Source organism: Corynebacterium halotolerans YIM 70093 = DSM 44683, from assembly GCF_000341345.1.
GTDB lineage: Bacteria > Actinomycetota > Actinomycetes > Mycobacteriales > Mycobacteriaceae > Corynebacterium > Corynebacterium halotolerans.
On record NC_020302.1, the window covers coordinates 428,502 to 453,357 of the forward strand.

The window sequence follows — 24,856 nt, forward strand, 5'->3', positions numbered from 1 at the left end:
ACATGAGTAACGGAAAACTGATTCTCCTGCGCCATGGCCAGAGCAAGTGGAACGAGTCGAACCAGTTCACCGGCTGGGTCGACGTCGACCTCACCGAGAAGGGGGAGGCCGAGGCCAAGCGCGCCGGCGAGCTGCTGAAGGAGGCGGAACTGCTGCCGTCCATCGCCTACACCTCCCTGCTGCGCCGCGCCATCCGCACCGCCAACATCGCCCTCGACCACGCCGACCGGCTCTGGATTCCGGTCGTGCGCAACTGGCGTCTCAACGAGCGCCACTACGGCAAGCTGCAGGGCCTGAACAAGGCGGAGATCCGCGATGAGTTCGGCGAGGAGCAGTTCATGACCTGGCGCCGTTCCTACGACACCCCGCCGCCGGAGCTGGCCGACGACGCCGAGTACTCGCAGGCCCACGACGCCCGTTACGCCGATCTGCCGTCGGTCCCGAAGACCGAGTGCCTCAAGGATGTCGTCATGCGCTTCATCCCGTACTACGAGGACGTCATCTACCCGCGCGTGAAGAACGGCGAGACCGTCATCGTCGCCGCCCACGGCAACTCCCTGCGCGCCCTGGTCAAGCACCTCGACAACATCTCCGACGACGAGATCGCCGGCCTGAACATCCCCACCGGCATCCCGCTGGTCTACGAGCTCGACTCCGAGGGCACCGTCGTCAACCCGGGCGGCACCTACCTCGACCCGGCGGCCGCCGAAGCCGGTGCCGCCGCCGTCGCAGCCCAGGGCGGCAAGTAACCTTCCACCGTGTCCGCTGTCCTTGCCTTCCTACTCGGCGTCGCCGTCGCCGGCGCCGCCATCCCGGCGGTGAACTGGCTCCGCAAACGGGCGCTGCGCTTCCGCGCCTCCTCCACCCTCGAGGCGAACCAGGTCACCACCGTCAGCCAGGTGCTCCACCTCGCGATACAGGGTTCGCCCACGGGCATCACCGTCCTCGACCGGGGCGGGGAGGTCGTGCTCTCCAACTCCCGGGCGCATGTCATGGCCCTGGTCCACGACCGCACCATCAACCCCGAGGTGTGGCGTGTGGCCCAGGAGGTCTACGGCGACAAGGAGACCCGGACCCTCAACCTCTCCATGCCCAAGCGGCGGACCGGCAACCGGGTCTCCTCGGTCCGCGCGCTGGTCAAGCCGCTGACGCTTGTCGACGACCGCTTCGTCATCGTCTACGGCACCGACGAGAGCGAGAACGTGCGCATGGAGTCCGCCCGCCGCGACTTCGTCGCCAACGTCTCACATGAGCTGAAGACCCCGGTCGGTGGCATGGCGCTGCTCGCCGAGGCGCTCATGGAAGCCGTCGATGACCCCGAGCAGGTCGAGTACTTCGGCAACCGGCTGCGCAAGGAGTCCCACCGGATGGCGGACATGATCAATGAGCTGATCTCGCTGTCCAAGCTCCAGGGCGCCGAGGCCCTGCCGGAGATGGAACCTGTCAGCGTCGACGACGCCATCGACGAGGCATTCACCCGCAATCAGCTCGCCGCCGACAACGCGGACATCACCCTGACCAAGGGCGACGATTCCGGGGTGCTCGTCCTCGGCGACAAGTCTCTGCTGGTCACGGCGATCTCCAACCTGATCTCCAACGCCATCAACTACTCTCCGCACTCGGTCCCCGTGTCGGTGTCGCAGAAGGTGGTGGGCGACGTCGTGCTCATCCGTGTCACCGACCGTGGCATCGGCATCGCCCCGGAGGACCAGAAACGCGTGTTCGAGCGTTTCTTCCGCGTGGACAAGGCGCGTTCCCGTTCGACGGGTGGCACGGGACTGGGACTGGCCATAGTCAAGCATGTCGTGGCGAACCACGGGGGTAACATCAAACTATGGTCCCGGCCCGGCACCGGTTCCACCTTCACGATCGAACTTCCGGTCCATCAGCCCGAGCCGACGACGGAACCGCCGTCGCCGGCCCCGGAGACTGAGGCCCCGTCCGCCCGGCCGCTGCGGGATGCAGTGTCGCGGGTGGCCACACGTCGAAAGGACAAAGCATCATGACGACCATTCTCATCGTCGAAGATGAGGAATCCCTGGCCGATCCGCTGGCTTTCCTCCTGCGCAAGGAGGGATTCGACGTCATCGTCGCCGGTGACGGCCCGACCGCACTGGTGGAGTTCGGGAAGAATGACGTCGACATCGTGCTGCTGGATCTCATGCTGCCGGGGATGTCCGGCACCGACGTGTGCAAGCAGCTGCGCGCCACCTCGCAGGTCCCGGTGATCATGGTCACCGCCCGTGACTCGGAGATCGACAAGGTCGTCGGCCTCGAGCTCGGCGCCGACGACTACGTGACCAAGCCCTACTCCTCCCGCGAGCTCATCGCCCGCATCCGGGCGGTGCTGCGCCGCGGCGTCGATCCGGACGCCACCACCGGCGAGGACATCGATGAACAGGTCCTCGAGGGCGGCCGGGTCCGCATGGACGTCGAGCGCCACACCGTCACCGTCGACGGTGAATCGGTGCCCATGCCGCTCAAGGAGTTCGACCTGCTGGAGTACCTGCTGCGCAACGCCGGCCGGGTGCTCACCCGCGGCCAGCTCATCGACCGCATCTGGGGCGCCGACTACGTGGGTGACACCAAGACCCTCGACGTCCACGTCAAGCGCCTGCGCTCCAAGATCGAGGAGGAACCCTCCCGCCCGAAGCACCTGGTCACCGTCCGCGGACTGGGGTACAAGTTCGAGGCCTGAGCGGTCCGCCACCACCTCAGGGCCCGGGAAGAACGCCGAATCTTCCCGGGCCCCTGCCGTGTCCGCAGCTTGTCGACGCCCGCTCGCCGACGCCCCGCGCCATGGCGGCCTTACCGCTCGATCGCCTCGAGCGGCGGGATCCGTCCCGCCCGCACGGCCGGGATGATCGACGCCACCACGCCGACGCCGACCGCACCGAGGACCATCAGCCCGATCTGGGGCCAGGGGATCTCGGGTGAGGCCATACCCTTGGAGCCGAGCACCTCCACGGCCGCCCAGCCGGCGAAGGTGCCCAGCGCGATGCCGACGACCGCGCCGTGCACGGACAGGATCAGCGACTCCACCTCGATCATCCGCCGGATCTGCCCGCGTTGCAGACCGGTCGCCCGCAGCGTACCCAGCTCCCGGGTCCGCTCGGCCACGGACAGCAGCAGCGTGTTGATGATGCCGAGGCCGGCGATGATCACCGCCAGCGCCAGCAGCGCGTAGACGATGGTCAGCAGCTGGTTGATCTGGGTGCCCAGGGAACTACCGTACTCGTTTTTCGACTTGACCTGCACCACCAGCAGCGGGTCCATCACGCTGGTCAGGTTCTGCCGCAGCTGGTCCGGAGGAACGGAGCCGTCCGAGGAGACGAACACGGACTGGCGGGTCACCGTCGACTCCGGATTCTCCAGCACCTGCTGCGCCGCGCCCCACGTGACCGTCAGGTGGCCGAGGATCGCGGTCTCCGTGTAGATCGCCTCCACCGGGATGTGCACCGCGGCGGCCGGATCCCCCTCGTAGGAGGTCAGCGGGATGGTGTCCCCGACCTGCAGCCCCGTCTCGGAGGCGTAGGTGGCGGAGATCAGCGCCCCCGGCACGGAACCGTCGGAGGGGGTGCCCTCGTGCAGGCCGAGTGACATGAAGTCGGTGAAGTCCCCGTCGACGACCGTCGTCTGCGGGTTGTCCCAGTTGTTCGCCTTCAGCGGCGCGGCCATCAGGGTGCCCACCTCGTCGACACCCGTGGTCCACTCCGCCCGCTGCACCGTCTCCACAGGCAGCGACATGCCCGGTCCGCCCATGCCGGGCTGGCCCTGGACGGAGGAACCGCCCAGGCCGTCGAGGACGAACGGCGCGGTGATCGTGGACTCCACCATCCCGAACACGCTCGCGCGCGTCGTCGCGCCGATCGTGCCCACACACGCGACCAACCCGACGCCGAGCGCCAGGGCCAGTGCCGACGAGGCCGAGCGGCGCGGGTTGCGCACTGCGTTGCGGCGGGCCAGCCGGCCGACCGCCCCCATCGGGGCGGTGAGCACGAATCCCAGGGTCCTGCCCGCCAGCGAGACCAGCGTCGGGCCGGAGACCACCAGAGACAGGAACATCGCCCCGACGCCGATGCCGACGGCCACCAGCCGCAGGTTGACTGACAGTGCGACGTCGTTGATGCCATAGATGATTGCCGCGCCGGCGATGAACACGGCACCGAAGGCGGCGACCGCCCCGGCGATGAACAGGCGCAGCCGCGGGGGCCGGTCGGAGCGGGCGTCGGACAGGTCGAAGGCCTGCACGGGAGGCAGCATGCCGGCGCGCCGGGCCGGGGCCATCGCGGAGGCGATGGTCACGAGCACCCCGAACAGCAGCGGGACGACGACGGCCTCCGGGGTCCAGGCGAAATCGATGCTGGACAGGTCACCGCCGGTGTAGTTGAACCAGGCGGCGAGCACCGCGAGCAGGGCGCCGGCCGCGGCGATGCCGAGCACGGAGCCGAGGAGGCCGACGACGGCGGCCTCCATGATGACGGAGAACGCGATCTGCAGGGTGGACACCCCGATGGAGCGCAGCAGCGCGAACTCCCGGGTGCGCTGACCCACGACCATCGCGAAGGTGTTGGCGATGTTGAACGCGCCCACCAGCAGGGCGATCACCCCGAAGATGACGAGGATGTAGCGGACGAACTCCAGCTGCTGGGCGAAGGAGCCGCTCATCCGCTCGGCGATTTGCTCAGGCAGCAGCGGGGTCAGGCCGGGCCAGGTCCGCCCGATCCGGTTGCGCACCTCCATGGGGTCCGTGCCCGGCATGGTGGCGATGACGATCTGGGAGGCGTGCTCGTTGGCGGTGAACAGCTCGAGGTAGCGCTCCGGGGTGAACATCACCCCCACCCAGCCGGCGGTGTCCCCGGCGGTGTCGTAGATGCCGGACACACTCACCGGCACCCGTTCGTAGGGGGTGATCACCTGGATCCGGTCGCCGACAGCCAGGCCGGCGCGGGTGGCGGCGGAGGTGTTGATCATCACCTCGTCGGGTGTCTCGGGCATCTCGCCCTGGCGCAGCAGCGGCGGTGACCCGACGAAGCGGTCCGGGGGATAAGCGGCGGCCGGGTGGGCGCCGGAGGAGCCGACCTGCAGGGGAGTGCCGTCGGGACCGATGACGATGATCCCGGACTCGCCGGCCATACGGGTGCCGCTGGGCAGACCCGGGCCGTCGCCGATGACGTTCGCGGCCCGTACGTTCGGCCAGGACTCGATCTCCTCAATGACCTCGAAGGGCACACCCTGCGGGGAGGACTGGCTGCCGACGACGCCCAGATCCACGCCCTCCACACCGGCGTCAATGATGGAGTCGAAGGAGCGCTCCAGGGAGTGGGTGAGCATCAGGGAGCCCGAGATGAACGCCGTGCCGAGGGCGACCGAGAGGACGGTCAGCAGCATGCGGGCGCGGCTGGCCAGCACGGAGCGCCACGTGACCACCCGCATGGGGGAGGCCAGGAAGGATGCGAGGGTGCCGCGACCCCGGGGCGGGCGGTGCCGACCGCCCCTGCCCCGGTCTTCCCGCTGAACCATTGGTGCCATCCCCTGGTCTATCGGAGGTTGTCCGCCGATGTTACCGGTGAAGGCCTCATGATACGTCGTGGCCGCCGACGCCCGCCTTGACCGTGGCCGGGTGCGGGGACGCCTGCAGGTTCACGCTCGCGCGCCTGCGGCAGTGCTCGGCGAGCACCTCGTAGGACGCCTCGCCCATCAGGGCGATGAGCTCAACCTTCTGGGAGAGCCAGACCGGGTTGGCGTTGGTGTGGCAACCGGCGTCACCGGTGCACCACCAGTCGAAGTCCTCGCCGCCGTTGCCCCAGGAGCGGCGCTCGTACTCGCCGATCGTGGTGCGCAGGATTTCGACGCCGTCGGAACGGTCCTCGTAGGCCTCGTGGCGGCGCAGGGGAACCTGCCAGCACACCTCCGGCTTGGCCACCGTCAGGTCGCGGCCCTCGGACACGGCCCACTGGTGCAGGGCACAGCCCGTGCCCGTCGGCCAGCCCGCACGGTTGGCGAAGATGCAGGCCCCGCCGGTGGTGATCGTCTTCAGGGCGGGCTCGGGCTCGCCGTCGTCACCGTCGAGCTCGTCCCACTCCAGCCAGGGCTCCAGCACGGCGGGGTCGGCGGCCTCGATGTACGCGTCCACCCCGTCCGGGCGGTTCTGCCAGAACTTCGGGGGCATCTCCGCGACGGCGTCGTAGAGCTGGTCCCGGTCCTCCTCGTCAGCGAGGTAGGCGCCGTGGACGCAGCAGCCGACATCGGACTGCGTGGCGTCGATACCGTGGCAGGCGGTGGTGCCGAACATGCAGTTCCAGTGGGATTCCACCCAGGTCAGATCAATGGAGAACGTGTGGAGCGGATCCTCCGGATTGACGAACTCGAACCACTCCCGGGGAAAGTCCGGGGCCACTTCGCGTCCCGCCGCGATCGATCTTCCGGCGGGGGAGGAGGCTGGGAAACCGAGAAGAACCTTGGACGACTGTGGGTGATTCACACTTCCCAACGGTAGACCGTCTACCCTGTACCATGTGCGATTAGGTGTATTGGACGTGGGCAGCAACACTGTCCATCTGGTGGCGGTGGATGCCCGCAACGGCGGTCATCCGACTCCGATGAGCGACTGGAAGACCAGTCTACGACTCGTCGAGCTGATCAACGATGACGGCGCCATCGACGAACGGGGCGTCAAGAAGCTGTCGAAGGCCGTCGGGGAGGCGGCCGAACTCGCCGGGACGCTCGGTTGCTCCGAGATCATGCCCTTCGCCACCTCAGCGGTCCGCTCCGCGGCCAACTCCGACGAGGTCCTCGACCGGGTGGAGGAGGAGACCGGTGTGCGCCTGCGGATCCTCTCCGGCGCGGACGAGGCCCGCCTGACGTTCCTCGCGGTGCGCCGCTGGTACGGCTGGTCCGCCGGACGCATCACCAATCTCGACATCGGCGGCGGCTCCCTGGAGCTGTCCACCGGCTCCGACGAGGAACCCGACGTCGCCGTCTCCCTCGACCTCGGGGCCGGCCGCCTGACCCACCGGTGGTTCGACACCGATCCGCCTGCGCGCAAGAAGGTCAATCTGCTGCGCGACTACATCGACGCCGAGCTCGCCGATGCCACGCGTCAGATGCGGGCTTTCGGCCCCGCCGGCCTGGCGGTGGGCACCTCCAAGACCTTCCGCACCCTCGCCCGCCTGACTGGTGCCGCACCGAGCTCCGAGGGCCCCTATGTCAAGCGCACCCTGACCGCACCAGGTCTGCGCCAGCTGATCGCCTTCATCACCCGCATGACCGCGGCCGACCGGGCCGAGCTCGAGGGCATCAGCTCCGACCGTTCGCACCAGATCGTCGCCGGCGCCCTCGTCGCCGAGGCCAGTATGCGCGCCCTCGGACTGGAGAAGCTCGAGATTTGTCCGTGGGCTCTCCGCGAGGGTGTCATTCTCCGGCGGATCGACACGGGACTGCCTCAGGAAAGGACGCAATCATGAGCGACGACAAGCAACTGACCGTTGCCGAGCTGCTCGCTCGCGCGGGGAAGGACAAGGACTCCGCGTCGGAGGAGAAGCCGAAACGCCGACGTCGCCGCAGCCTCGAGGAGGGCGGCATCTCCGTCGCCGAGCTCACCGGTTCCATCCCGAAGGTCAAGGAAGCGCCGGCCGAGTCCCGGCACTCCTCCGTGCCCATCGACGCCCCGGCGGAGACGAAGGCGGACGAGCCGAAGGCCGGCGGGAAGAGTGAGGGCAAGGGCGAGAGAAAAACTACCGGCACCCCTGCTGACAAGCCTGCGGCCAAGCCCGATACGCCTGCCAAGCCGGCAGAGAAGGCTGCTGACAAGCCTGCGGCCAAGGCCGGTGAGTCCGCCAAGCCGACAGAGAAGGCCACCGAGAAGTCGGCGGCCAAGCCGGGTACGCCTGCCAAGCCGGCAGAGAAGGCCACCGAGAAGTCGGCGGCCAAACCCGCCGAAAAGCAGATCAGCGAGAAGGTCGGCAGTCGCCCGGCAGGGGCGAAATCGGCCGAGAAGATGGCCGGGAAGGCGGCAGAAAAGCCCGCGGCAAAACCGGATGCCCCTAAGGCTGCCGGGAAACCCGCCGAGGCGAAGCCTGCGGACGGAAAGCCTGCGGGGGCAGCCCCGTCCCCGACTCCGGCACCGAAGACCACTGGCAAGGCGGCCGAGAAGGCAGCGGACAAACCCACCGAAAAGACGAAGGCCCCGGAGAAGTCGGTCGACAAGCCAGCTGAGAAGGGCACCAGGAAGGCGACCGGCACCACGGCGCCCGCCGCTAAGGCCCCGACGGTGAAGGCGCCCGCCGGGACAACTCCGGGCGCCTCGGTTGCGGCGACCTCGGTGGCGAAGGCTGCGGACGCCGGCAAGTCCGTCGATAAGAAGGCCGCAGCCAAGAAGTCCGAAGACGGGAAGACCGACGAAGGCAAGAAGCCGGCGGCGGATAAGACCGACAAGACCGACAAGACCGAAAAGGCCGACAAGAGCGGCAAAGCGCAGGATTCCGCCGCACCGGCGGCCCACGACACGACGGTGCTCGGGAAGGTCCACGCGGACGAGCCGGTCCGCAGGCAGCCCACCGCTCCGGCCGCCAAGTCCGCGGCTGCCTCGGCCGCCGTTCTGGGCGGTGCCCGGGACGCGGAGGAGACCGGGCAGATGCCGGCCGTCGGGTCAGATGGCCCTGCCGACGCCGACGCGGATGTCGACAAGTGGGATGAGGAGGGTGTCGACGCCGGCGACGGCGACGAGCAGATCTCCATGGGCGCGGTTCTACTGATGGCTCTGATCGGCATTGTGGTCGGTGTCCTGGTGTTCCTGGGCTTCGATCTGCTGTGGGGACGGTTCAACCGCATCATCGTCGCCCTGCTGGCGCTCGCGGTCACCGGCGTGATGGTCGCCGTCGTCCACGCCCTGCGCCCCGCCCGCGACCAGCTGTCGATGGTCCTCGCGGGCGTCGTCGGCCTGGTGATGACCTTCGGCCCGCTCGCCATCATCGTGCTGTAGGACGCCCCACCCGGCCGAAAGGGCCCCCGCGGCACCCCGCGTGGTGCCGCGGGGGCCGTTGTCGTGGCAGGGTGGAAGCCATGACCACTATCGCTGTACTCGGAGGCGGCAAGATCGGCGAAGCGCTGATCTCGGGCCTCATCGCCGCGGGCACCGCTCCGCAATCCATCAACGTGACCAACCGGCGCGCCGAACGCGGCCAGGAGCTGCGCGAGACCTACGGAATTCACGACCTCACGGACAACCGGCAGGCGGTCGAGGGGGCCGACGTCGTGTTCCTCTGCGTCAAACCGAAGGGCATTCCCGCCCTGTTGACGGAGATCGCCGACACCATCGACGGTAATGACGTCTCCACGGTCGTGGTGTCCATGGCCGCGGGAATTCCCCTGGCGGCGATGGAGGACGCCCTGGTCGCCGGCACTCCGGTCGTACGCGTCATGCCCAACACCCCGATGCTCGTCGGCAAGGGCATGAACGCGGTGGCACCGGGACGGTTCGTCAATGAGGAACAGCTCGACGTCGTCGCGCGACTGCTGGGCAGCGTCGGCGACGTTGTCAACGTGGCGGAATCCGACCTTGACGCGGTCACCGCGATGTCGGGCTCCTCGCCGGCCTACTTCTTCCTCGTCGCTGAGGCGCTGATCGACGCCGGAGTCTCCCTCGGCCTCACCCGCGATGTCGCGCAGAAGCTGGTCACGAGCTCCGCGGCGGGCGCGGGTGCGATGCTCGCCGAGTCCGGGATCGACCCGACCACGCTGCGCGCGAACGTCTCATCCCCGGCGGGGACGACGGTGGCGGCCCTGCGGGAGCTGGAGGAGTCCGGTATCCGTGGTGCCTTCTTCCGCGCCGCCGAGGCCTGCGCCACCCGCTCCGCTGAGCTGGGTGCCCCCGCCACCCCGGAGAAGTAGTCCGGACGGCGGGAAGCGCGGGACGGCCGGGGCCGACACGGTCGGCCTGGCCGGAGTTGAACGGTGCGCGCCATTTCTCCTCCGACACACCCCGTGATTATTTGCACTTAGGTCGCAAGAGTCACACCGTTCACGCTAAGCTGGTCCAAGCACGTGCGTGTCCGTTCTGTGGGAGGGGAAGCCTACAGCGCGCCATTTGCTGAAGGGTAGATGAATATTATGGCTAATGAAGATAAGGGAACCTTCCTGACGGTCGCAGAGGTCGCCGACATCATGCGCGTGTCGAAGATGACCGTTTACCGGCTCGTCCATGCCGGTGAGCTGCCGGCGGTGCGTGTGGGCAGGTCCTTCCGTGTCCATGAGAAGGCGGTCAGCGATTACCTGGACTCCTCGTACTTCGAGGCCGGATAGCCGTCGGACAGCCACCGGAGGGGCCACGTACCACCGGTGTGTTTCCGCGGCGCCCGCGACTTCCTTCGGGGAGCGGCGGGCGCCGCAGCTGTTTCCGGGCCCTTTCCACCGCCGGGTTTTTGGACCGCGGAGTGCGGCCCGGTATGCTGTAACGCATTCGTGCCGGTGATCCATCCGCGCTGGCCGCCTTCCACCCCGGCGGCCAACCGTCGAGCGTGCACCTCGACGGCGGAGATCCTCACGGGTCCGTGGCTGGGCCGGCAGGTCTGTACGTACAACCATTCATGAAGCGAGGAAACCTCTATGGGTTCTGTCATCAAGAAGCGCCGCAAGCGTATGTCCAAGAAGAAGCACCGCAAGATGCTGCGCCGCACCCGCGTTCAGCGTCGTAAGCTCGGCAAGTAAGCCGCTTCGGTTCGCCGATCCACGCGCCGCGCCTTCCCGGTCCTGTTCCGGGGGAGCGCGGCGTTCGTGTGTCCGGGGCCCGTGGCCCGGACCCCGTCACGCCGCCTGGTGCGGCTGTGGACCGGGGGTGGCGCCGGGACTGCGGCGGAAGAGGCGCCAGCCGCAGACGGAGAAGGCCGCGGTGGCCAGTGCCGGCACCCCCCAGGTGCGCACGGCGCGGCGGATGCTGCGGTAGTCGCGGATCGCCCACCCGCGCAGGGCGGCCTCCCTGCGCAGCTTCTTGTCGGGGTTGATGGCCACGGCGGTGCCCACCATCGACAGCATGGGAATGTCGTTGATGGAGTCGGAGTAGGCGGTGCAGCGCGACATGTCCAGCTGCTCAATCGCGGAGAGCGCGGCCACGGCGTGCTTCTTGCCCGGGCCGTGGAGGATGTCGCCGACCAGCCGGCCGGTGAAGCGCCCCTCCTCGTCGACCTCGGCGACGGTGCCGAGCGCGCCCGTGAAGCCGAAGCGGCGGGCGAGGATCTGGGCCAGCTGCACCGGGGTGGCGGTGACCAGCCACACCTGGTGGCCGGCCTGCAGGTGCATCTGGGCCAGCTCCCGGGTGCCCGGCCACGCCTTGCCCACCATGTGCGAGTCGACGATCTCCTCGCACAATTCGACCAGCTCCGCGACGGTGCGTCCCTGAATGAACTCAAGCGCCTGGGTGCGGCCCTCCGCCACGTCCGTGGCGTTCTCGGAGCCGGTGAAACGGAACTTGAGCTGCTTCCAGGCGATCGGAAGGATCTCGGAGAGCCGGAAGTAGCGTCTGCGGGCCAGTCCCATGGCGAAGACGATCAGCGAGGACCCCTGGATGAGGGTGTTGTCCACGTCGAAGAACGCGGCGGCGCCGACATCCTCCGGAATGTCCGGATCCGGGGTGGAGATCCGGAATCCGCCGGCCGCCTCGATCGACCCGGAGACGGACTCCACGCCCGAGGAGAATGCGTCCAGCTCGATGCCGAAGGTCTCCTGCACGGCGGCGGCGGCCGCGGCCTCACCGGCGGTGCGCTGCGTGTGCTCGTCGATGGGGGGCAGGGCGCGGTCCTCGACGAATCGCCGGAGGTTGCCCCGGGTGGCGCTCCAGCTGGCCAGGAACTCCTGCGGGGAACCGGGGAACGAGGGCTGCTCGGGGTTCACGGCGGTGTTCATGCCTTCCTCTCGGCGGCCGGGATACGTGGATGTGCCCCCGGCTCGGTATCGTGTCCATCGTAGGTCCGACGCAGCCCCGCCGCTCGAATGAGGATGCGGCCGCAACGGTGGGGGGTTCCGCGTCGGATGTCCCGGAGAGGGAGAAAGGACGGTGGCGGGGATGGAGTCCGGATCCCGGCACACGGTAGAACTGATGGTGCGCACCACCTGCGGGTCCTGCGCGCGGGTGGCCGAGCAGATCACCCCGGTCGTCGAGGCGGCCGGGTGCTCGCTCGAGGTCCGCAACGTCGACCATGATCCCGAGCTGGCGGTGGAGTACGGTGACCGGGTCCCGGTCGTCGTCATCGATGACGAGGAGTTCGCCTGCTGGGAGGTCGACGATGACGAGCTGGCGGACGAGCTCTCCCGGTAGCTTTTATGGGGGTGCTCCCAGGGCGGATACAGGTTCCGGGGAGAGTGGGGGTATCCTTTTGTATGATATGCCCCCAACCCCCAGTCCCCCGGGACTGTCGTGCAGTGAAAGAACGGTGAAGGAAATCGTGAGTGTGCTCGTCGTGGGAATGTCGCACAGGTCGGCGCCGGTCGCCCTCCTTGAACGACTGAGCATGGACGAGACGGTGCGCCATGACACCACCACCAATCTGGTTCAGCGCCCGTCCCTGTCCGAGGCGATGATCATCTCCACCTGCAACCGGCTCGAGGTCTACTCGGTGACCAACAGCTTCCACCGCGGGGTGCAGGACATCGTGGAGGTCCTCCACGAGGTCTCCGACGTCGATGTCGAGACGCTGCGTGGTTACCTCTACGTCCGCTACGCCGACGCCGCCGCCGAGCACATGATGGTCGTCGCCTCCGGCCTGGATTCCATGGTCGTCGGTGAGCAGCAGATCATCGGCCAGGTGCGCACCGCGTACCAGGAGGCCAGCGACAAGGGGACCGTCGGCCCGGCCCTGCACTCGCTGGCGCAGTCGGCGCTGCACGCCGGCAAGCGGGTGCACTCCGAGACCGACATCGACGACGCCGGCGCCTCCATGGTCTCCTTCGCCATCGACGAGGCGCTGCGCCAGCTGGACGCCACCGACCTGGGCGGGCGCACCGCGCTCGTGCTCGGGGCGGGGGCGATGGCCTCGCTGGCGGCGACCCACCTGGGTCGGCTCGGCGTCGACAGGCTCGTGATCGCCAACCGCACGCGCGAGCGGGCCGAGCGGCTGGCCGGGCACGCGCACGAGGCCGGCGTCGCCGCCGACGTCGTCGACTACGAGGACCGGGCGGCCGCGCTGGAGCACGTCGACCTGGCGGTCTCCGCCACCGGCGCCGACGACTTCACCATCACCGCCGCGAACCTGCCCGCCAACCGCGAGGGTGGGCTCATGCTCATCGACCTGTCCATGCCGCGCGACATCTCCGATGACGTCGTCGAGCGGGACGGCGTCCACCTCGTCAACATCGAGCGCCTGCACAAGTCGCTGAACAGTCGCGATTCCGGCGCCGAGGGGCACCGGGACGCCCTCGACATCGTCTCCGAGGAACTCGACGCCTACTCCTCCGACCAGCGGGTGCGCGACGTCGCCCCGGCCGTGTCCGCGCTGCGCCGCCACGCCTCCGAGCTGGTCGAGGCCGAGCTAACGCGGCTGCAGGGCCGCACGCCGTCGATGGATGGGGCAGACTTCCAGGAGGTGTCGCGCACGGTGCGCCGCGTCGTCGACAAGCTCCTCCACCAGCCCACCATCCGGGTCAAGGAGCTCGCCGCCGAATCGGGCGTGGTCTCCTACGAGTCCGCCCTGCAGGAGCTGTTCGGCCTCAAGGCCGTCCAACCCGCGGTCGCCGTCGACGTCTCGGACCTCCCGGAGGGCGACATCAAGGCCGTCGGTACGGAACCCGGCACACACTAAGGAGCACACCCATGACCTTCAAGATCGGAACCCGCGGCTCGAAGCTGGCCACCACCCAGGCCGGCCACGTGCGCGACGCGCTCATCGCCGCCGGGTTCGACTCCGAACTGCACATCGTCACCACCCAGGGTGACGTCAACATGGCCCCGGTCGAGCGCATCGGCGTCGGCGTGTTCACCCAGGCCCTGCGTGAGGCACTGGAGGCGGGGGAGTGCGACATCGCCGTCCACTCCTTCAAGGATCTGCCCACCGCCTGGGACGAGCGTTTCGTCCTGGTCGTGCCGCCGCGTGCCGACGCCCGTGAGGCGCTCATCGCCCGCGACGGACTGACCCTGGAGACCCTCCCGGAGGGTGCGAAAGTGGGCACCTCCGCGCCACGGCGCATCTCACAGCTGAAGGCGAAGCGCCCCGACCTGGACATCCGCCCGCTGCGCGGCAACATCGAGACGCGGATGGGCAAGGTCACCTCCGGTGAGCTCGACGCCGTCGTGCTGGCCTACGCGGGCCTGCGCCGCACCGATCTCGGTGACCGCGCGACCCAGGTCTTCGAGCCCTCCGAGGTCCTGCCGGCCCCGGCCCAGGGTGCCCTGGCCGTAGAGTGCCGGGCCGACGACGAGCGGGCCGTCGCCGCCCTGGAGCGTCTGGTGGACCCCGACACCACTGTCGCGGCCATGGCCGAGCGTGCCCTGCTCAATCGCCTCGAGGCCGGCTGCACCGCCCCAGTGGCGGCCCATGCGGAGCTCTTCGACAACCAGCTGACCCTGACCGCCGGAGTGTTCGCCCTCGACGGCTCCCGCCAGCTGGTGACCAACGAGGCCGTGCAGGTCCCGGACTCCGGGCTGGCCGACGCGACCGCGGTGGTCACCGCCCTGGGACGCGACCTCGCCGATGAGCTGCTGCACGACGGTGCGGCGGACCTGATGGCCGCCGAGTAACGCGTCCAGAAGAAGCCCAGGTAGCTCACAGTGCGGAACCATGGCCCCCATGGCCCTGACTCCGCTAATCTGAAAAGATCATGGCTGCCCTGAATATCACGGACGGGAAAGTGACCGTCGAATTGGACTGGTGGGAGAAACTCGCCGCCCGACGGTCCCATCTCACCGTCCCGAGACGTGCCATCCGCCGGGTGACCGTCGTCGACGACGCCTGCTCCGCCGCCGGCGAGGGGCGCCGCGAATCGGCCACCCGCATCCGCGGTCTGACCTACACCGGGACCGTGGGTGCCGAGGACGGCACCCGTCAGCGGACCTTCGCGGTCTGCCACGGCCGCCAGCCGGGGCTGGTGATCGAGCTGGCCGACGTCACCGTCGACCGGATCGTCATCTCCACGGCCCGGGCCCGGCGCTATGCCGAGGAGCTGTGTCCGGTCGACGCCTGAGCGTGTCCGGGGAGGGTTCCGGAGGCGGGCTTCCGCGCCGGACGACGGTCAGGCGTTTTTCTATTCTGGGCTTCCTAAATTATGGTGTAGATACCACACGGTGAACGCCCCCGAGCGAACTGGCCCCCCTTAGCCGCATTCGCCGCCGCCGGATACCCGGTCGGCCCCGCTCAGTTGGGCGTACATTTGTGTCCTGACCTGTTGTGACACCCGCACGGCCCGAGGTACCGCGTCCCCCGATCATCTCCCGGGGCCGCCCCTCGGGCCCGACACTAGAAAAGATCCGTATGAGCATGGCCCCCCAGACCTCCCAGCCGGGAAAGGTCGTCTTCGTCGGCGCCGGGCCCGGCAACCCCGACCTGCTGACCGTTCGTGCCCGTGAGGTGCTCGCGAACACCGCTATCGCCGTCACCGACCCGGAGGTGCTCACCGGAGTCCACGAGATCGTCGGCTCCGCCCTGCCGGTCCCGGAGGAGAAACTCGCCGCCGCCGAGGCGGAGTACGAGCGCCTGTGCGCCGAGGCGAAGGAGTCCGGCGCCCGCCGCAAGCCCCCACGCCCGCCGGCCCCCACCGCCGCCGACATCCGTCCGGTCACCGATCCCGCCCCCGAGGCGATCGTCGGACAGCTGACCGAGGCGCTGAACGAGGGCGGGGACGTGATCCGTCTGGTCACCGGCAATCCGCTGACCCGTGAGTCCGCCATGGCGGAGATCTCCGCGGTGGCGGCGGCCGGCCTGGAGTTCCAGGTTGTGCCGGGCATGTCCCTGCCGTCGACGGTGCCGTCGTTCGCCGGTATCGCGCTGGGTTCGACCTTCACCGAGACCGACGTCACCGGCGGCGGAGTGGACTGGGATCAGCTCGCCAGCGCCCCGCAGCCCCTGGTTCTGCAGGCCACCGAGGCTGATCTGCCGACGGTCGCCGAGGAGCTCAAGACCCGCGGCATGGGCGCCGACACCCCGGTCTCCGTCACGGTCAACGGCACCACCCGCCTCCAGCGCACCCACGACGCCACCCTGGGCACCCTGGGCAAGCTCGACGCCGAGCTGCCCGGCCACCTCGTGGTCACCCTGGGCAAGGGGGTCGACGACCGCACCAAGTACTCCTGGTGGGAGAACCGCCCACTCTACGGCTGGCGCGTGCTGGTCCCGCGCACCAAGGAGCAGGCCGCCTCCATGAGCGCCCGCCTGTCCTCCTTCGGCGCGATCCCGCAGTCCGTGCCCACGATCTCCGTGGAGCCGCCGCGCAACCCGGCCCAGATGGAGCGCGCCGTCAAGGGCATCGTCGAGGGCCGCTACCAGTGGGTCGTGTTCACCTCCGTCAATGCCGTCAACGCGGTGTGGGAGAAGATCACCGAGATCGGCCTCGACTCCCGCGCCTTCGCCGGTGTCCACATCGCCGCCGTCGGCTCCAAGACCGCGCAGGCGATCCGCGACCTCGGCATCACGCCCGAGCTGCTGCCGGACCCGAAGAAGCAGAACGCCGCCGGCCTGGTGGAGGTCTTCCCGGAGTACGTCGAGGGGCTCGACCCCGTCGGCCGGGTGCTGCTGCCGCGTGCCGACATCGCGACCGACGTCCTCGTCGACGGCGTGCGCGAGCTGGGTTGGGAGGTCGACGACATCGTCGCCTACCGCACCGTCCGCGCCGCTCCGCCGTCCGCCGAGATCCGCGACATGATCAAGTCCGGCGGCTTCGACGCAGTGTGCTTCACCTCCTCCTCGACGGTGAAGAACCTCGTCGGCATCGCGGGCAAGCCGCACCAGCGCACCATCATCGCCTGCATCGGCCCCATGACCGCGGCCACGGCGAGGGAGATGGGCCTGCGCGTCGACGTCATGCCGGAGATCGCGGAGGTGCCCGAACTGGTCGACGCACTCGCCGAGCACGTGGCCACGCTGCGTGCGGCCGGCCAGCTGCCCCCGCCGCGCAAGAAGCGCCGTACCCGCCGTAAGACGGCCGCCGGGGCGGACGGTGCTGACGGAGGCGTGCAGCAGGAGGCGTCCTAGCCGGGTGTTTCAGCTGCCCGGGCGGGGAAGCGGTGCCGGATTCCGCGGGGGGAGACCCGCGGAACCCGGCACCGCTTTTCGCTGACCGGCGGAAACCGGAGGCCCGCGGCCGCGGGAACCGGGCGAGGCGGGTCCGGTGCAGGCTGGTCCGTGACCGTGTCGGGATCCTCCCTAGAATGGGACGCACAGGTTTCACGCCTCAGCACGTCACCTCAGCACGTCACCCCAGTACGTCCAGGAAGGATCCGCATCCGCCGTGTCGACTCCCCGTAACTCCCATCTCCCGCTCCCGGCCCCGTCCCGCCGCCCCCGGCGGCTGCGCCAGAACCCGGCGATGCGCGAGCTCGTCGCCGAGACCGCGCTGCGCCCCGCGGATCTGATCCTGCCCATGTTCTACGCCGACGGTATCGCCGAGCCCCGCGAGATCGTCTCCATGCCGGGCGTCCACCAGCACACCCTCGACTCCCTGAAGCGCGCCGCCCACGACGCCCTCGACGCCGGGGTCCGCTGCGTGGACCTGTTCGGCGTCCCGCGGGACGAGGACAAGGACGCCGAGGGCACCCAGGCCTGGAACCCCGACGGTGTGCTCAACCGCGGCCTGGCCGCGCTCCGCGAGGAGTTCGGCGACGACCTGCTCGTCATGGCCGACACCTGCCTGGACGAGTTCACCGACCACGGCCACTGCGGCGTGGTGCGCACCGACCGTCACGGCAACGCGGTCGTCGACAATGACGCCACACTGGTGTTGTACCAGCAGATGGCCGTCGCCCAGGCGGAGGCCGGGGCGCACATCGTCTCCCCGTCCGGCATGATGGACGGCCAGGTGCTCGCCATCCGCGACGCCCTCGATGAGGCCGGCCACCAGGACGTGTCCATCATGGCCTACTCCGCCAAGTACGCCTCCGCCTTCTTCGGCCCCTTCCGTGAGGCCGTCGGCTCCTCCCTGCAGGGCGACCGCCGCACCTACCAGCAGGACCCGGCCAACCTGCGGGAGTCGCTGCTCGAGACCGAGCTCGACATCGACGAAGGCGCCGACTTCGTCATGGTCAAGCCCGCCCTGCCGTACCTCGACGTGCTGCGCGCCGTCGCTGACCTCTCGCCGGTGCCGGTCGCCGCCTACCAGGTCTCCGGCGAGTACGCGATGATCCAGGCCGCCGGCCGTAACGGCTGGGTCGACCTGGACGCCGTGATGATGGAGTCGCTGGTCTCCATCAAGCGCGCCGGCGCCGACCAGATCCTCACCTACTTCGCCACCGACGCCGCCAGGGCGCTCTCCGCCCGGTAGTCAAACCCCAAGGACTGAATCCGTCACCGTGACAGAGCCGACCCCTCCCACACCACCCACCCCGAACCCACCCGCGCCGGACCACACCGACAGAACCGGCAGCACTGGCAGCACCGCCGCCAGCGCCAGCGACGAGACCGGTAAGACCGGTAAGAAGCGCGGACGGCTAACGGGCCTGCCCGAGAGCGTCCGCCTGCTGATCCTGCTGTGGGCCGGCGCACTCGCCGGTGAGGCCCTCCACCAGATCCTCAACGTGGTCATGTCCCTGATCGACCCCTCCGCGCTGCTGGCCGCCGCCCGGGAGACCGTCGACACGGAGCAGGCCCCGGAGGTGGCGGACGCGCTGATCACCACCAGCGCCTACAGCGCCGTGGTCGTCGCCGCGGTGATCGCGGTGGCCATCGTGGGTCTGCTGGCCTGGATGCTCACGCTGATCCGCAAGCGGTCGAGACACGCGCCCATGGCCCGGCGGCTGCTGCTGATCTTCGGCTTCTACTTCGGCATCCGCACCCTGATGCTGTTCATGGTCTCGCCCGGCGCCTCCGACGTCCCGTTGGCGCTGTACCTGTTCGACGGCAGCCTGCAGATCCTGATCGGCGTCGCGGCGGTCCTCGCCCTGATCTTCGGGGCACGGAGGGAGACCCTGCAGTGGACCGGGGAGCTCAACGACCCCGACGGGTCCGCCCGCCCCGGTCGCCCGCCGAATGACAGGAAGTAGTGCCATGCCGAGCATGTTCCCCTCGCTGTACCGTTCCCCCGACGATCCCCACCGGCGCTCAAGCGGGAGCGGGGACTCCGACACCTGGCCCGACGCCCTGCGCTGGGGCTACTACCTGTGCGTGGCCTCCGCGATCGTCATGGTTCTCTCCGGGCTGGTCATGCTCACCGACGGGTACCGGGGAGACCCGGACGCCGACCGGGAACTCATCGCGGCCTTCCTGCGCAACGTGCGCTTCCTCGGCTTCTTCAACATCGTCGCAGGGTTGATGATCGCCGTGCTGGCCGCCCAGCTGAAGGGCGGGGGCAAGCTCTCCCGCCGCTGGCTGGCCGGTGTGATCGGGCTGTCGCTGTTCTTCAACGTCGCCTCCTTCGCCATCCAGGTGGGCGGTCTCGGACTCGTCCTGATTGTCGTATTGTTGGCACTCAGCGCACTGTTCATCTTCCGGCCGTCGGCCAACGAATTCATCAGACGGATGAACAGCTAGAACGGGCGGAACGCGGCCAGAGGGGAGCGGATCGGCATGGCACACGACGAGGAACCGGCGGTCCGTGGGCTCGATGACGAGGTCACCTCGGCCATCACCGAGGCCCGCACCGCCGCGCGCGCCGCGGGATTCAACGACTCCCGCGCCGACACCACCGAGGAGGACCCTGAGGCCGAGCTGACCGAGCGGCCCAAGGTCTCCTACGCCTTCGACCTGGAGGGGCTGCACAACGCCCCCGAGGTCGTCGACATCGAGGCCTCCCTCGAGGCCGTGCCGGGCGTGCGCGCCCGCATCGTCTACCCCTCGGCCACCGCCTGGGTCACCGCCCCCGACACCGTGGATCCCGACGCCCTCGCCGGGATCATCGCCGGCTTCGGGGTCACCGCGGTGCTCACCGACTCATCCCTGCGACGCCGCGCCCTCCGTCCGCACCTGAACGAGACGGTGAATCTGCGCGCCGAGCGGCGCCGGCACCCGCGCTACCGCGGCCTGCCGTGGAAGTTCCGCCGCCACCTGGCGGACGAGGCCCGCAATCTGGAGAAGGCCCGGCGCGCCGGGTTCCTCGACGCCCCCGCCGAACGCGCCCGTGACGTCGAGCAGGCCGGGCCCCGGGATGTGCTCTTCACCGCCCGGGATCTGCTCACCACGCGCCGGTTGATCGTCAGCGCGCTGCTGAGCATCCCGGTGCTGGTGCTCTCCTACGTCCAGGCGTGGCAGTTCGACGGCTGGCAGTGGCTCACCCTCGCCCTGTCCGCCCCGGTGGTCACGTGGGGCGCGTGGCCGTTCCACCGCGCCCTGGTCGGCGGGATCCGCCGTGGCCTGACCGCCCTCGACGCCGCCAGTGCCATGGCGATCATCTCCGCGGTGCTGTGGTCGCTGGTGATGCTCCTGTTCACCCCGGCGGGGGAGCTCGGCTGGGACTCCAGTCCGCAGTGGTTCGCGTTCAACCACGTGCGGATCAGCCAGGGTGAACTCTTCCTCGACGTCGCCTGCGGCATGACGGTCCTGCTGCTCGCGGGCCGGCTGCTGACGATGCGCAACCGGGCGGGTCTGCTCGAGGAGATGGACGCCCGCCGCCCCGCGCCCAACCACCCGGTGCTCATCAGCTTCCGTAACCGGGCCACGGGCCGGACCTCTACGGAGCGCATTCCGCTGCAGGAGGTCAACGTCGGCGACGACATCATCATCGAGGCGGGCGAGGTCGTCCCCGTCGACGGCCGCGTCGTCGGCGGTTCCTGTCGGATCACGCAGGGGTTGATCGGCACCGCAGGGGATGCCGCGGCGGGCGTCGAGGAGGTCAAGGTCAATTCCTTCGTCTACGCGGGCACGGAGACCCTCGACGGTCGCATCAAGGTGCGGGTGGTGCGCACGGGCCACCGCACCCGCATGGCGGCCATCCACCGCTGGGTCACCGAGGCCATCCGGCAGCAGAACCGTTCAGCCCTGCTGTCGACGCGCACCGCGGCGGTCCTCATCCCGGTGGCCCTGGGGCTCGCGGCCGTCGATTTCGCCCTCTGGGCGCTGATCGCGGGCAACTTCAACGCCGCCTTCGCCACCGCCCTGGCGGTCCTGGCGTGCGTGGCGCCGGTGGCGATTGCGCTGTCCCCGGCGCTGGCCATCCGCCACGGCATCGAGGCCTCGGCGCGCAACGGTATTCTCGTCCGCGACGGGGTGACGATCCGCCGCCTCGAGATGGTCGACACCGTGATCTTCAACCGGGTGGGTACCCTGGCGGAGCCGGTCATGTCCGTCGAGACCGTCACCGCCGACCGCGGGGAGAACGCCGACCTGGTGCTGCGTGTCGCCGGTGCCCTGGCCCTGGAGTCGGACCACCCGGTCTCCCAGGCACTGGTGCGCGCCGCCCGGGAGGCCCGCGACGCCGGTGCCGGGGGCGAGGAGGTGCCGCACTGGATCAACGTCACCCACTCCGAGATCAACGACGACGGCGACTTCACCGGCCTGATCGAGCTGCCGGTGGTGGACAGCGACGGCACCGTCCACAACCGGCAGGTCGAGGCGGTGCTGTGGCGGCCGAACAACATGTCGGAGCTGCGGGGGCGGCTGGCCGCGGCCGCGGTGTCCGGGGGAACCCCGCTGGTGGTCCGTTGGAAGGGCCGCGACCGCGGGGTGATCACCCTGCACGACACCGTCAAAAACGACGCGGAGGAGGCGGTCGGGCAGCTGGAGGGCATGGGCGTGGAGACGATGATGCTCTCCCGCGACGCCTACCCCGTGGCCCGGCGCTTCGCCGACCGGCTCGGCATCTTCCGCGTCCTCGCCGGTATCGAGCCCGGCCGCAAGCCGCGGACGGTGCGCGCGGTCCACGCCCGCGGCGCGTCGGTGGCGATGGTCGGTGACGCCTCGGTCATGGAGACCCTGCGGGTCGCGGACGTCGGCATCCTCATGGGCGGCGCGGAGACCCGCGACCGCATCGGTCGGGCCGAGCAGCCGGACGTCGACGTGATCATCCTGCGCCGGGACGTCTCCGCCATCCCGCAGCTGATCACGCTCAGCCGCCGGATCTGCCGCATCATCGACCGCAACATCATCTTCGCCTGGACCTACAACGGGCTGGCGGTGCTCGCCTCCGTGGCCGGCGTGCTGCACCCGATGGCGGCCACGGTGCTGATGCTGGGTTCCTCGTTGTTCATCGAGGCCCGCTCCAACAGTGCGCGGGTGTTCCCGCGGTAGGACGCGGGCATTCCCCGGGAGGCCGACGTTCTGACGGCGAGGGGACGGTTTCTCCACACGGTGGGTGGGGCAATGGCGCTGTTGTGCCGGGTGCGTGTGGTCGGAGATGCCCCGGGGGCGTCGGCAAGGGCGGAGGGACGGTTTCTCCACACACGGGGCCCGGGCGGGGTCGATTCGGCCGGGAGCGTGTGATCGGAGAACCCCGTGAGGTGCCGGCAAGCGCTGCCGACTCCCCGACAAGCGCCACTCGGCGCCTGCCCCGATCCCTGCGCGGGATAGTCGCGGAGGGCCGTCGGATCCGTGACTTGTCGTCCCCGCTCACTGCAGGAGAGGGGGTCTGAACGAAGTCGGGCACCGCCGTCGAGTTCGGGGGGAAGGTCGGAAGAACGCTCGCCTTTCGAAAGGCCGGAGTTCTCCATTCCGTTGAGTTCAACATCTCCCAGAAGTTATACTTGTAGGAAAAATGCAACTCAAGGAGGTAACTCGTGAATCCGGAAGCTCTACCGCCCGCCCCGGGCAAGTTCGCCGCCACCGTCAAGGTCGGTGAGAAGGGGCAGATCGTGATCCCCAAGGGGGCGAGGGACCTGTTCGATATCAAACCCGGCGACACGCTTCTGTTGCTGGCTGACGTCGAGCAGGGGATCGGCATTGTCCGGCAGGATCTGTTCGACCGCTTCGTCTCCGAGGCGATGCCCACCCCGCCGACGAAGGCCGATCCCCCGCAGGACGCCGGGGAGGGTGGTGACGGGCCGTGAACGTTGTCGTGTGTGAAAACGTGATGAGACGGTTCGGCGAGGTCACTGCGGTCGACGACGTCTCCCTCAGCATTTCGGAAGGGGAGATCTTCGGCCTCGTCGGACCCAACGGCGCGGGCAAGACCACCCTGCTCAACTGCATCGAGGGGCTCGACGAACCGACCTCCGGAAGCATCAGCGTGCTTGATCGCCACCCCGTGAAGGACGGTCATGAGCTGACCCGGCGGATCGGCGTGCAGCTGCAGAGCGCCTCTCTGCCTCCCCACATCACGGTTTCCGAGGCCATGCGTCTGTTCTCCGCGCTCTACGATGATCCTGTTCCCTGGGAGGACCTCCTGCGGACGCTGGGCATCGCGGACAGGAAAAACGCCCGGGTCGCCCGGCTCTCGGGAGGGGAACGGCAACGGGTCTTCATCGCCCTGGCCCTTCTGCATCAGCCTGAGCTGGTCTTCTTCGACGAGTTGACCACCGCGCTGGACCCTCAGGCCCGGAGGGCGATGTGGGATGTGGTGGAGACCATCCGGGAGCAGGGGACCACGGTCGTCCTGACCACCCACTACATGGAGGAGGCCGAGCGCCTGTGCGACCGTGTGGGCATCGTCGACCAGGGGAAGATGATCGCCCTCGACACCGTTCCCGCGCTCATCCGCGACCACGCCGGAGACTCGAGAGCGCGCCTGCATCTCGCGGAGAAACCACCGGAGGGCATTGACCTCGACCTCGGACTCATCGAGTCGGTGACGGTCTCGCGGGTGGATGGCGAACACCTCGTGGTGCAGGGATACGGCGGGTTTCTCCAAGACGTCCTGGCCGTACTGACCACACGCGGCCTCCGGCTGACCGATCTGCGTGCCACCTCCCCCGGGCTGGAGGATGTGTTCCTGAACCTGACGGGCCGGGAGATGCGGGTGAAGGGGGAATCATGACCACCTACGCGACACTGACCTCGACGCTGTTCCGCACCCGGTTGCGCGAGCCGGTGGGGCTGTTCTTCTCGTTCATCTTCGCCCCGTCCCTCGTGCTCATCCTGGGCCTGATCTTCGGCAACGAGCCGAACCCCAACTTCGGCGGGCTCGGCTACATCGACGCCACCCTCCCCGCGTTCGCTTCCGTGGTCGTCACCCTCACCGGCGTGCTCATCCTGCCGGTGAACCAACTGATCCTGCGGGAGAGCGGGGCGCTGCGCCGGCTCCGTCTCACCCCGCTCAGGCCGGCGGTCTTCCTCGCGGCTGATCTCACCGTGAACTTCGTCGTCGGGCTGATCGGCATCGCAGCGGCCCTGGCGGTGGGGATCCTGATCTTCGGCGTGACGCTGCAGGGCAGCACCATCGGAGTGCTGTTGGCGGCGGCCCTGGGCCTGGTCGCCTTCCTCTCCCTGGGGTACGCCCTCTCCGGGCTCTACCCGTCCTCTGGGGCGGCCACCGGTGTCGGAAACGTGCTGATGATCCTCCTGATGCTCACCTCCGGGGCCTTCGTTCCGCTCGCCGTGATGCCTGAAGGGGTGCGCACGGTCATGGAGTTCTCTCCCGTCCGGTACTTCGTGCGGCTCATCGAGGGTCTCTGGTTGGGAGGGGCCTGGTCGGAACTGCTGGTGCCCGCCGCAGTCCTCGTCGGAATGACGGTGGTGTTCGGGCTGCTCGGCACGCTGTTGTTCCGCTGGGACGACGTCTAGCAGGCGTCCCGTCGTCCTCCCTCCGAAAGTCGGGCGGTTCATCCACACGGCGTCGCCCGGTGGGATCGCGCTCGGCC

At 69.2% G+C, this 24,856-nt stretch carries 23 protein-coding genes; 20 read left to right on the top strand and 3 right to left on the bottom strand.

Annotated features, from left to right (window positions below):
- Positions 1–2: 2 nt before the first annotated feature.
- The 3 genes from A605_RS02000 to A605_RS02010 are packed head-to-tail and all read left to right on the top strand — an operon-like array spanning position 3 to position 2,698.
- Positions 3–749: a phosphoglyceromutase gene (locus A605_RS02000; RefSeq protein WP_015399833.1), complete on the top strand. Its 747-nt coding sequence runs from the start codon at positions 3–5 to the stop codon at positions 747–749.
- Positions 750–758: 9 nt separating this feature from the next.
- Positions 759–2,006 carry a sensor histidine kinase gene (locus A605_RS02005; protein ID WP_015399834.1) on the top strand — a complete coding sequence of 416 codons (1,248 nt, stop codon included), beginning with the start codon at positions 759–761 and terminating at the stop codon, positions 2,004–2,006.
- Positions 2,003–2,698 (top strand): response regulator transcription factor, encoded by a 696-nt coding sequence (locus A605_RS02010; RefSeq protein ID WP_015399835.1) that lies wholly within the window; start codon positions 2,003–2,005, stop codon positions 2,696–2,698. Before A605_RS02005 ends, A605_RS02010 begins: the two co-directional genes overlap by 4 nt.
- 110 nt (positions 2,699–2,808) lie before the next feature.
- Here the strand turns inward: A605_RS02010 and A605_RS02015 are convergent, their stop codons facing one another.
- Both A605_RS02015 and A605_RS02020 read right to left on the bottom strand, forming a co-directional pair.
- Positions 2,809–5,391: an ABC transporter permease gene (locus A605_RS02015; RefSeq protein WP_027004218.1), complete on the bottom strand. Its 2,583-nt coding sequence runs from the start codon at positions 5,389–5,391 to the stop codon at positions 2,809–2,811.
- Between the two features lie 187 nt (positions 5,392–5,578).
- Positions 5,579–6,484, bottom strand: a complete 906-nt coding sequence (locus A605_RS02020) for a DUF3109 family protein (RefSeq protein ID WP_027004219.1) — start codon at positions 6,482–6,484, stop codon at positions 5,579–5,581.
- Between the two features lie 34 nt (positions 6,485–6,518).
- On the opposite strand from A605_RS02020, the gene A605_RS02025 reads away from it, so the two are divergent.
- The 5 genes from A605_RS02025 (at position 6,519) to A605_RS14940 (ending at position 10,707) form a co-directional block, all read left to right on the top strand.
- On the top strand, positions 6,519–7,466 hold the full coding sequence (locus tag A605_RS02025) for a Ppx/GppA family phosphatase (protein WP_034990417.1): 948 nt from the start codon (positions 6,519–6,521) through the stop codon (positions 7,464–7,466).
- A complete protein-coding gene (locus A605_RS14725) occupies positions 7,463–8,983 on the top strand; it encodes a ZIP family metal transporter (protein ID WP_015399839.1) in 1,521 nt (506 codons plus the stop codon). The genes A605_RS02025 and A605_RS14725 overlap by 4 nt, the downstream gene beginning before the upstream one ends.
- A gap of 80 nt (positions 8,984–9,063) precedes the next feature.
- A complete protein-coding gene (gene proC / locus A605_RS02035) occupies positions 9,064–9,891 on the top strand; it encodes a pyrroline-5-carboxylate reductase (protein ID WP_015399840.1) in 828 nt (275 codons plus the stop codon).
- A gap of 219 nt (positions 9,892–10,110) precedes the next feature.
- Positions 10,111–10,302 carry a helix-turn-helix domain-containing protein gene (locus A605_RS02040; RefSeq protein ID WP_015399841.1) on the top strand — a complete coding sequence of 64 codons (192 nt, stop codon included), beginning with the start codon at positions 10,111–10,113 and terminating at the stop codon, positions 10,300–10,302.
- A gap of 303 nt (positions 10,303–10,605) precedes the next feature.
- Complete coding sequence (locus A605_RS14940) at positions 10,606–10,707, top strand: 30S ribosomal protein bS22 (RefSeq protein ID WP_003855542.1); 102 nt, start codon at positions 10,606–10,608, stop codon at positions 10,705–10,707.
- A gap of 96 nt (positions 10,708–10,803) precedes the next feature.
- On the opposite strand, the gene A605_RS02045 is transcribed toward A605_RS14940, so the two are convergent.
- Entirely contained in the window at positions 10,804–11,898 is a 1,095-nt protein-coding gene (locus A605_RS02045; RefSeq protein ID WP_015399842.1) for an HAD-IB family hydrolase, read from the bottom strand.
- 160 nt (positions 11,899–12,058) lie between these two features.
- On the opposite strand from A605_RS02045, the gene A605_RS02050 reads away from it, so the two are divergent.
- The 12 genes from A605_RS02050 (at position 12,059) to A605_RS02105 (ending at position 24,779) form a co-directional block, all read left to right on the top strand.
- Entirely contained in the window at positions 12,059–12,310 is a 252-nt protein-coding gene (locus A605_RS02050; protein ID WP_015399843.1) for a glutaredoxin family protein, read from the top strand.
- 127 nt (positions 12,311–12,437) lie between these two features.
- Positions 12,438–13,790, top strand: a complete 1,353-nt coding sequence (locus A605_RS02055) for a glutamyl-tRNA reductase (protein WP_027004220.1) — start codon at positions 12,438–12,440, stop codon at positions 13,788–13,790.
- Between the two features lie 11 nt (positions 13,791–13,801).
- On the top strand, positions 13,802–14,725 hold the full coding sequence (gene hemC, locus A605_RS02060; protein ID WP_015399845.1) for a hydroxymethylbilane synthase: 924 nt from the start codon (positions 13,802–13,804) through the stop codon (positions 14,723–14,725).
- Between the two features lie 80 nt (positions 14,726–14,805).
- Positions 14,806–15,168: a hypothetical protein gene (locus A605_RS02065; RefSeq protein ID WP_015399846.1), complete on the top strand. Its 363-nt coding sequence runs from the start codon at positions 14,806–14,808 to the stop codon at positions 15,166–15,168.
- Positions 15,169–15,455: 287 nt separating this feature from the next.
- The gene (locus A605_RS02070) at positions 15,456–17,171 is read left to right on the top strand and encodes a bifunctional uroporphyrinogen-III C-methyltransferase/uroporphyrinogen-III synthase (RefSeq protein ID WP_015399847.1); all 1,716 of its coding nucleotides are present in this window, start codon (positions 15,456–15,458) and stop codon (positions 17,169–17,171) included.
- A gap of 256 nt (positions 17,172–17,427) precedes the next feature.
- Positions 17,428–18,456 (top strand): porphobilinogen synthase, encoded by a 1,029-nt coding sequence (gene hemB / locus A605_RS02075; RefSeq protein WP_015399848.1) that lies wholly within the window; start codon positions 17,428–17,430, stop codon positions 18,454–18,456.
- Positions 18,457–18,484: 28 nt separating this feature from the next.
- The gene (locus A605_RS02080; protein WP_015399849.1) at positions 18,485–19,174 is read left to right on the top strand and encodes a hypothetical protein; all 690 of its coding nucleotides are present in this window, start codon (positions 18,485–18,487) and stop codon (positions 19,172–19,174) included.
- A 4-nt stretch (positions 19,175–19,178) separates the two neighbouring features.
- A complete protein-coding gene (locus tag A605_RS02085) occupies positions 19,179–19,661 on the top strand; it encodes a hypothetical protein (protein ID WP_015399850.1) in 483 nt (160 codons plus the stop codon).
- Between the two features lie 36 nt (positions 19,662–19,697).
- Positions 19,698–22,352, top strand: a complete 2,655-nt coding sequence (locus tag A605_RS02090; RefSeq protein WP_015399851.1) for a heavy metal translocating P-type ATPase — start codon at positions 19,698–19,700, stop codon at positions 22,350–22,352.
- Between the two features lie 485 nt (positions 22,353–22,837).
- The gene (locus A605_RS02095; protein WP_015399852.1) at positions 22,838–23,107 is read left to right on the top strand and encodes an AbrB/MazE/SpoVT family DNA-binding domain-containing protein; all 270 of its coding nucleotides are present in this window, start codon (positions 22,838–22,840) and stop codon (positions 23,105–23,107) included.
- Positions 23,104–24,033: an ABC transporter ATP-binding protein gene (locus A605_RS02100; protein ID WP_015399853.1), complete on the top strand. Its 930-nt coding sequence runs from the start codon at positions 23,104–23,106 to the stop codon at positions 24,031–24,033. Before A605_RS02095 ends, A605_RS02100 begins: the two co-directional genes overlap by 4 nt.
- On the top strand, positions 24,030–24,779 hold the full coding sequence (locus A605_RS02105; protein ID WP_015399854.1) for an ABC transporter permease: 750 nt from the start codon (positions 24,030–24,032) through the stop codon (positions 24,777–24,779). Before A605_RS02100 ends, A605_RS02105 begins: the two co-directional genes overlap by 4 nt.
- Positions 24,780–24,856: the final 77 nt, after the last annotated feature.

Excerpts from the sequence above, each read along its gene's own strand:
- A605_RS02000 (WP_015399833.1), top strand. The coding sequence starts at position 3 with ATGAGTAACGGAAAACTGATTCTCCTGCGCCATGGCCAGAGCAAGTGG.
- A605_RS02010 (WP_015399835.1), top strand. The coding sequence starts at position 2,003 with ATGACGACCATTCTCATCGTCGAAGATGAGGAATCCCTGGCCGATCCG.
- A605_RS02015 (WP_027004218.1), bottom strand. The coding sequence starts at position 5,391 with ATGCTGCTGACCGTCCTCTCGGTCGCCCTCGGCACGGCGTTCATCTCG.
- A605_RS14725 (WP_015399839.1), top strand. The coding sequence starts at position 7,463 with ATGAGCGACGACAAGCAACTGACCGTTGCCGAGCTGCTCGCTCGCGCG.
- proC (WP_015399840.1), top strand. The coding sequence starts at position 9,064 with ATGACCACTATCGCTGTACTCGGAGGCGGCAAGATCGGCGAAGCGCTG.
- A605_RS02040 (WP_015399841.1), top strand. The coding sequence starts at position 10,111 with ATGGCTAATGAAGATAAGGGAACCTTCCTGACGGTCGCAGAGGTCGCC.
- A605_RS14940 (WP_003855542.1), top strand. The coding sequence starts at position 10,606 with ATGGGTTCTGTCATCAAGAAGCGCCGCAAGCGTATGTCCAAGAAGAAG.
- A605_RS02045 (WP_015399842.1), bottom strand. The coding sequence starts at position 11,898 with ATGAACACCGCCGTGAACCCCGAGCAGCCCTCGTTCCCCGGTTCCCCG.
- A605_RS02050 (WP_015399843.1), top strand. The coding sequence starts at position 12,059 with ATGGAGTCCGGATCCCGGCACACGGTAGAACTGATGGTGCGCACCACC.
- hemC (WP_015399845.1), top strand. The coding sequence starts at position 13,802 with ATGACCTTCAAGATCGGAACCCGCGGCTCGAAGCTGGCCACCACCCAG.
- A605_RS02065 (WP_015399846.1), top strand. The coding sequence starts at position 14,806 with ATGGCTGCCCTGAATATCACGGACGGGAAAGTGACCGTCGAATTGGAC.
- A605_RS02070 (WP_015399847.1), top strand. The coding sequence starts at position 15,456 with ATGAGCATGGCCCCCCAGACCTCCCAGCCGGGAAAGGTCGTCTTCGTC.
- A605_RS02085 (WP_015399850.1), top strand. The coding sequence starts at position 19,179 with ATGCCGAGCATGTTCCCCTCGCTGTACCGTTCCCCCGACGATCCCCAC.
- A605_RS02090 (WP_015399851.1), top strand. The coding sequence starts at position 19,698 with ATGGCACACGACGAGGAACCGGCGGTCCGTGGGCTCGATGACGAGGTC.
- A605_RS02105 (WP_015399854.1), top strand. The coding sequence starts at position 24,030 with ATGACCACCTACGCGACACTGACCTCGACGCTGTTCCGCACCCGGTTG.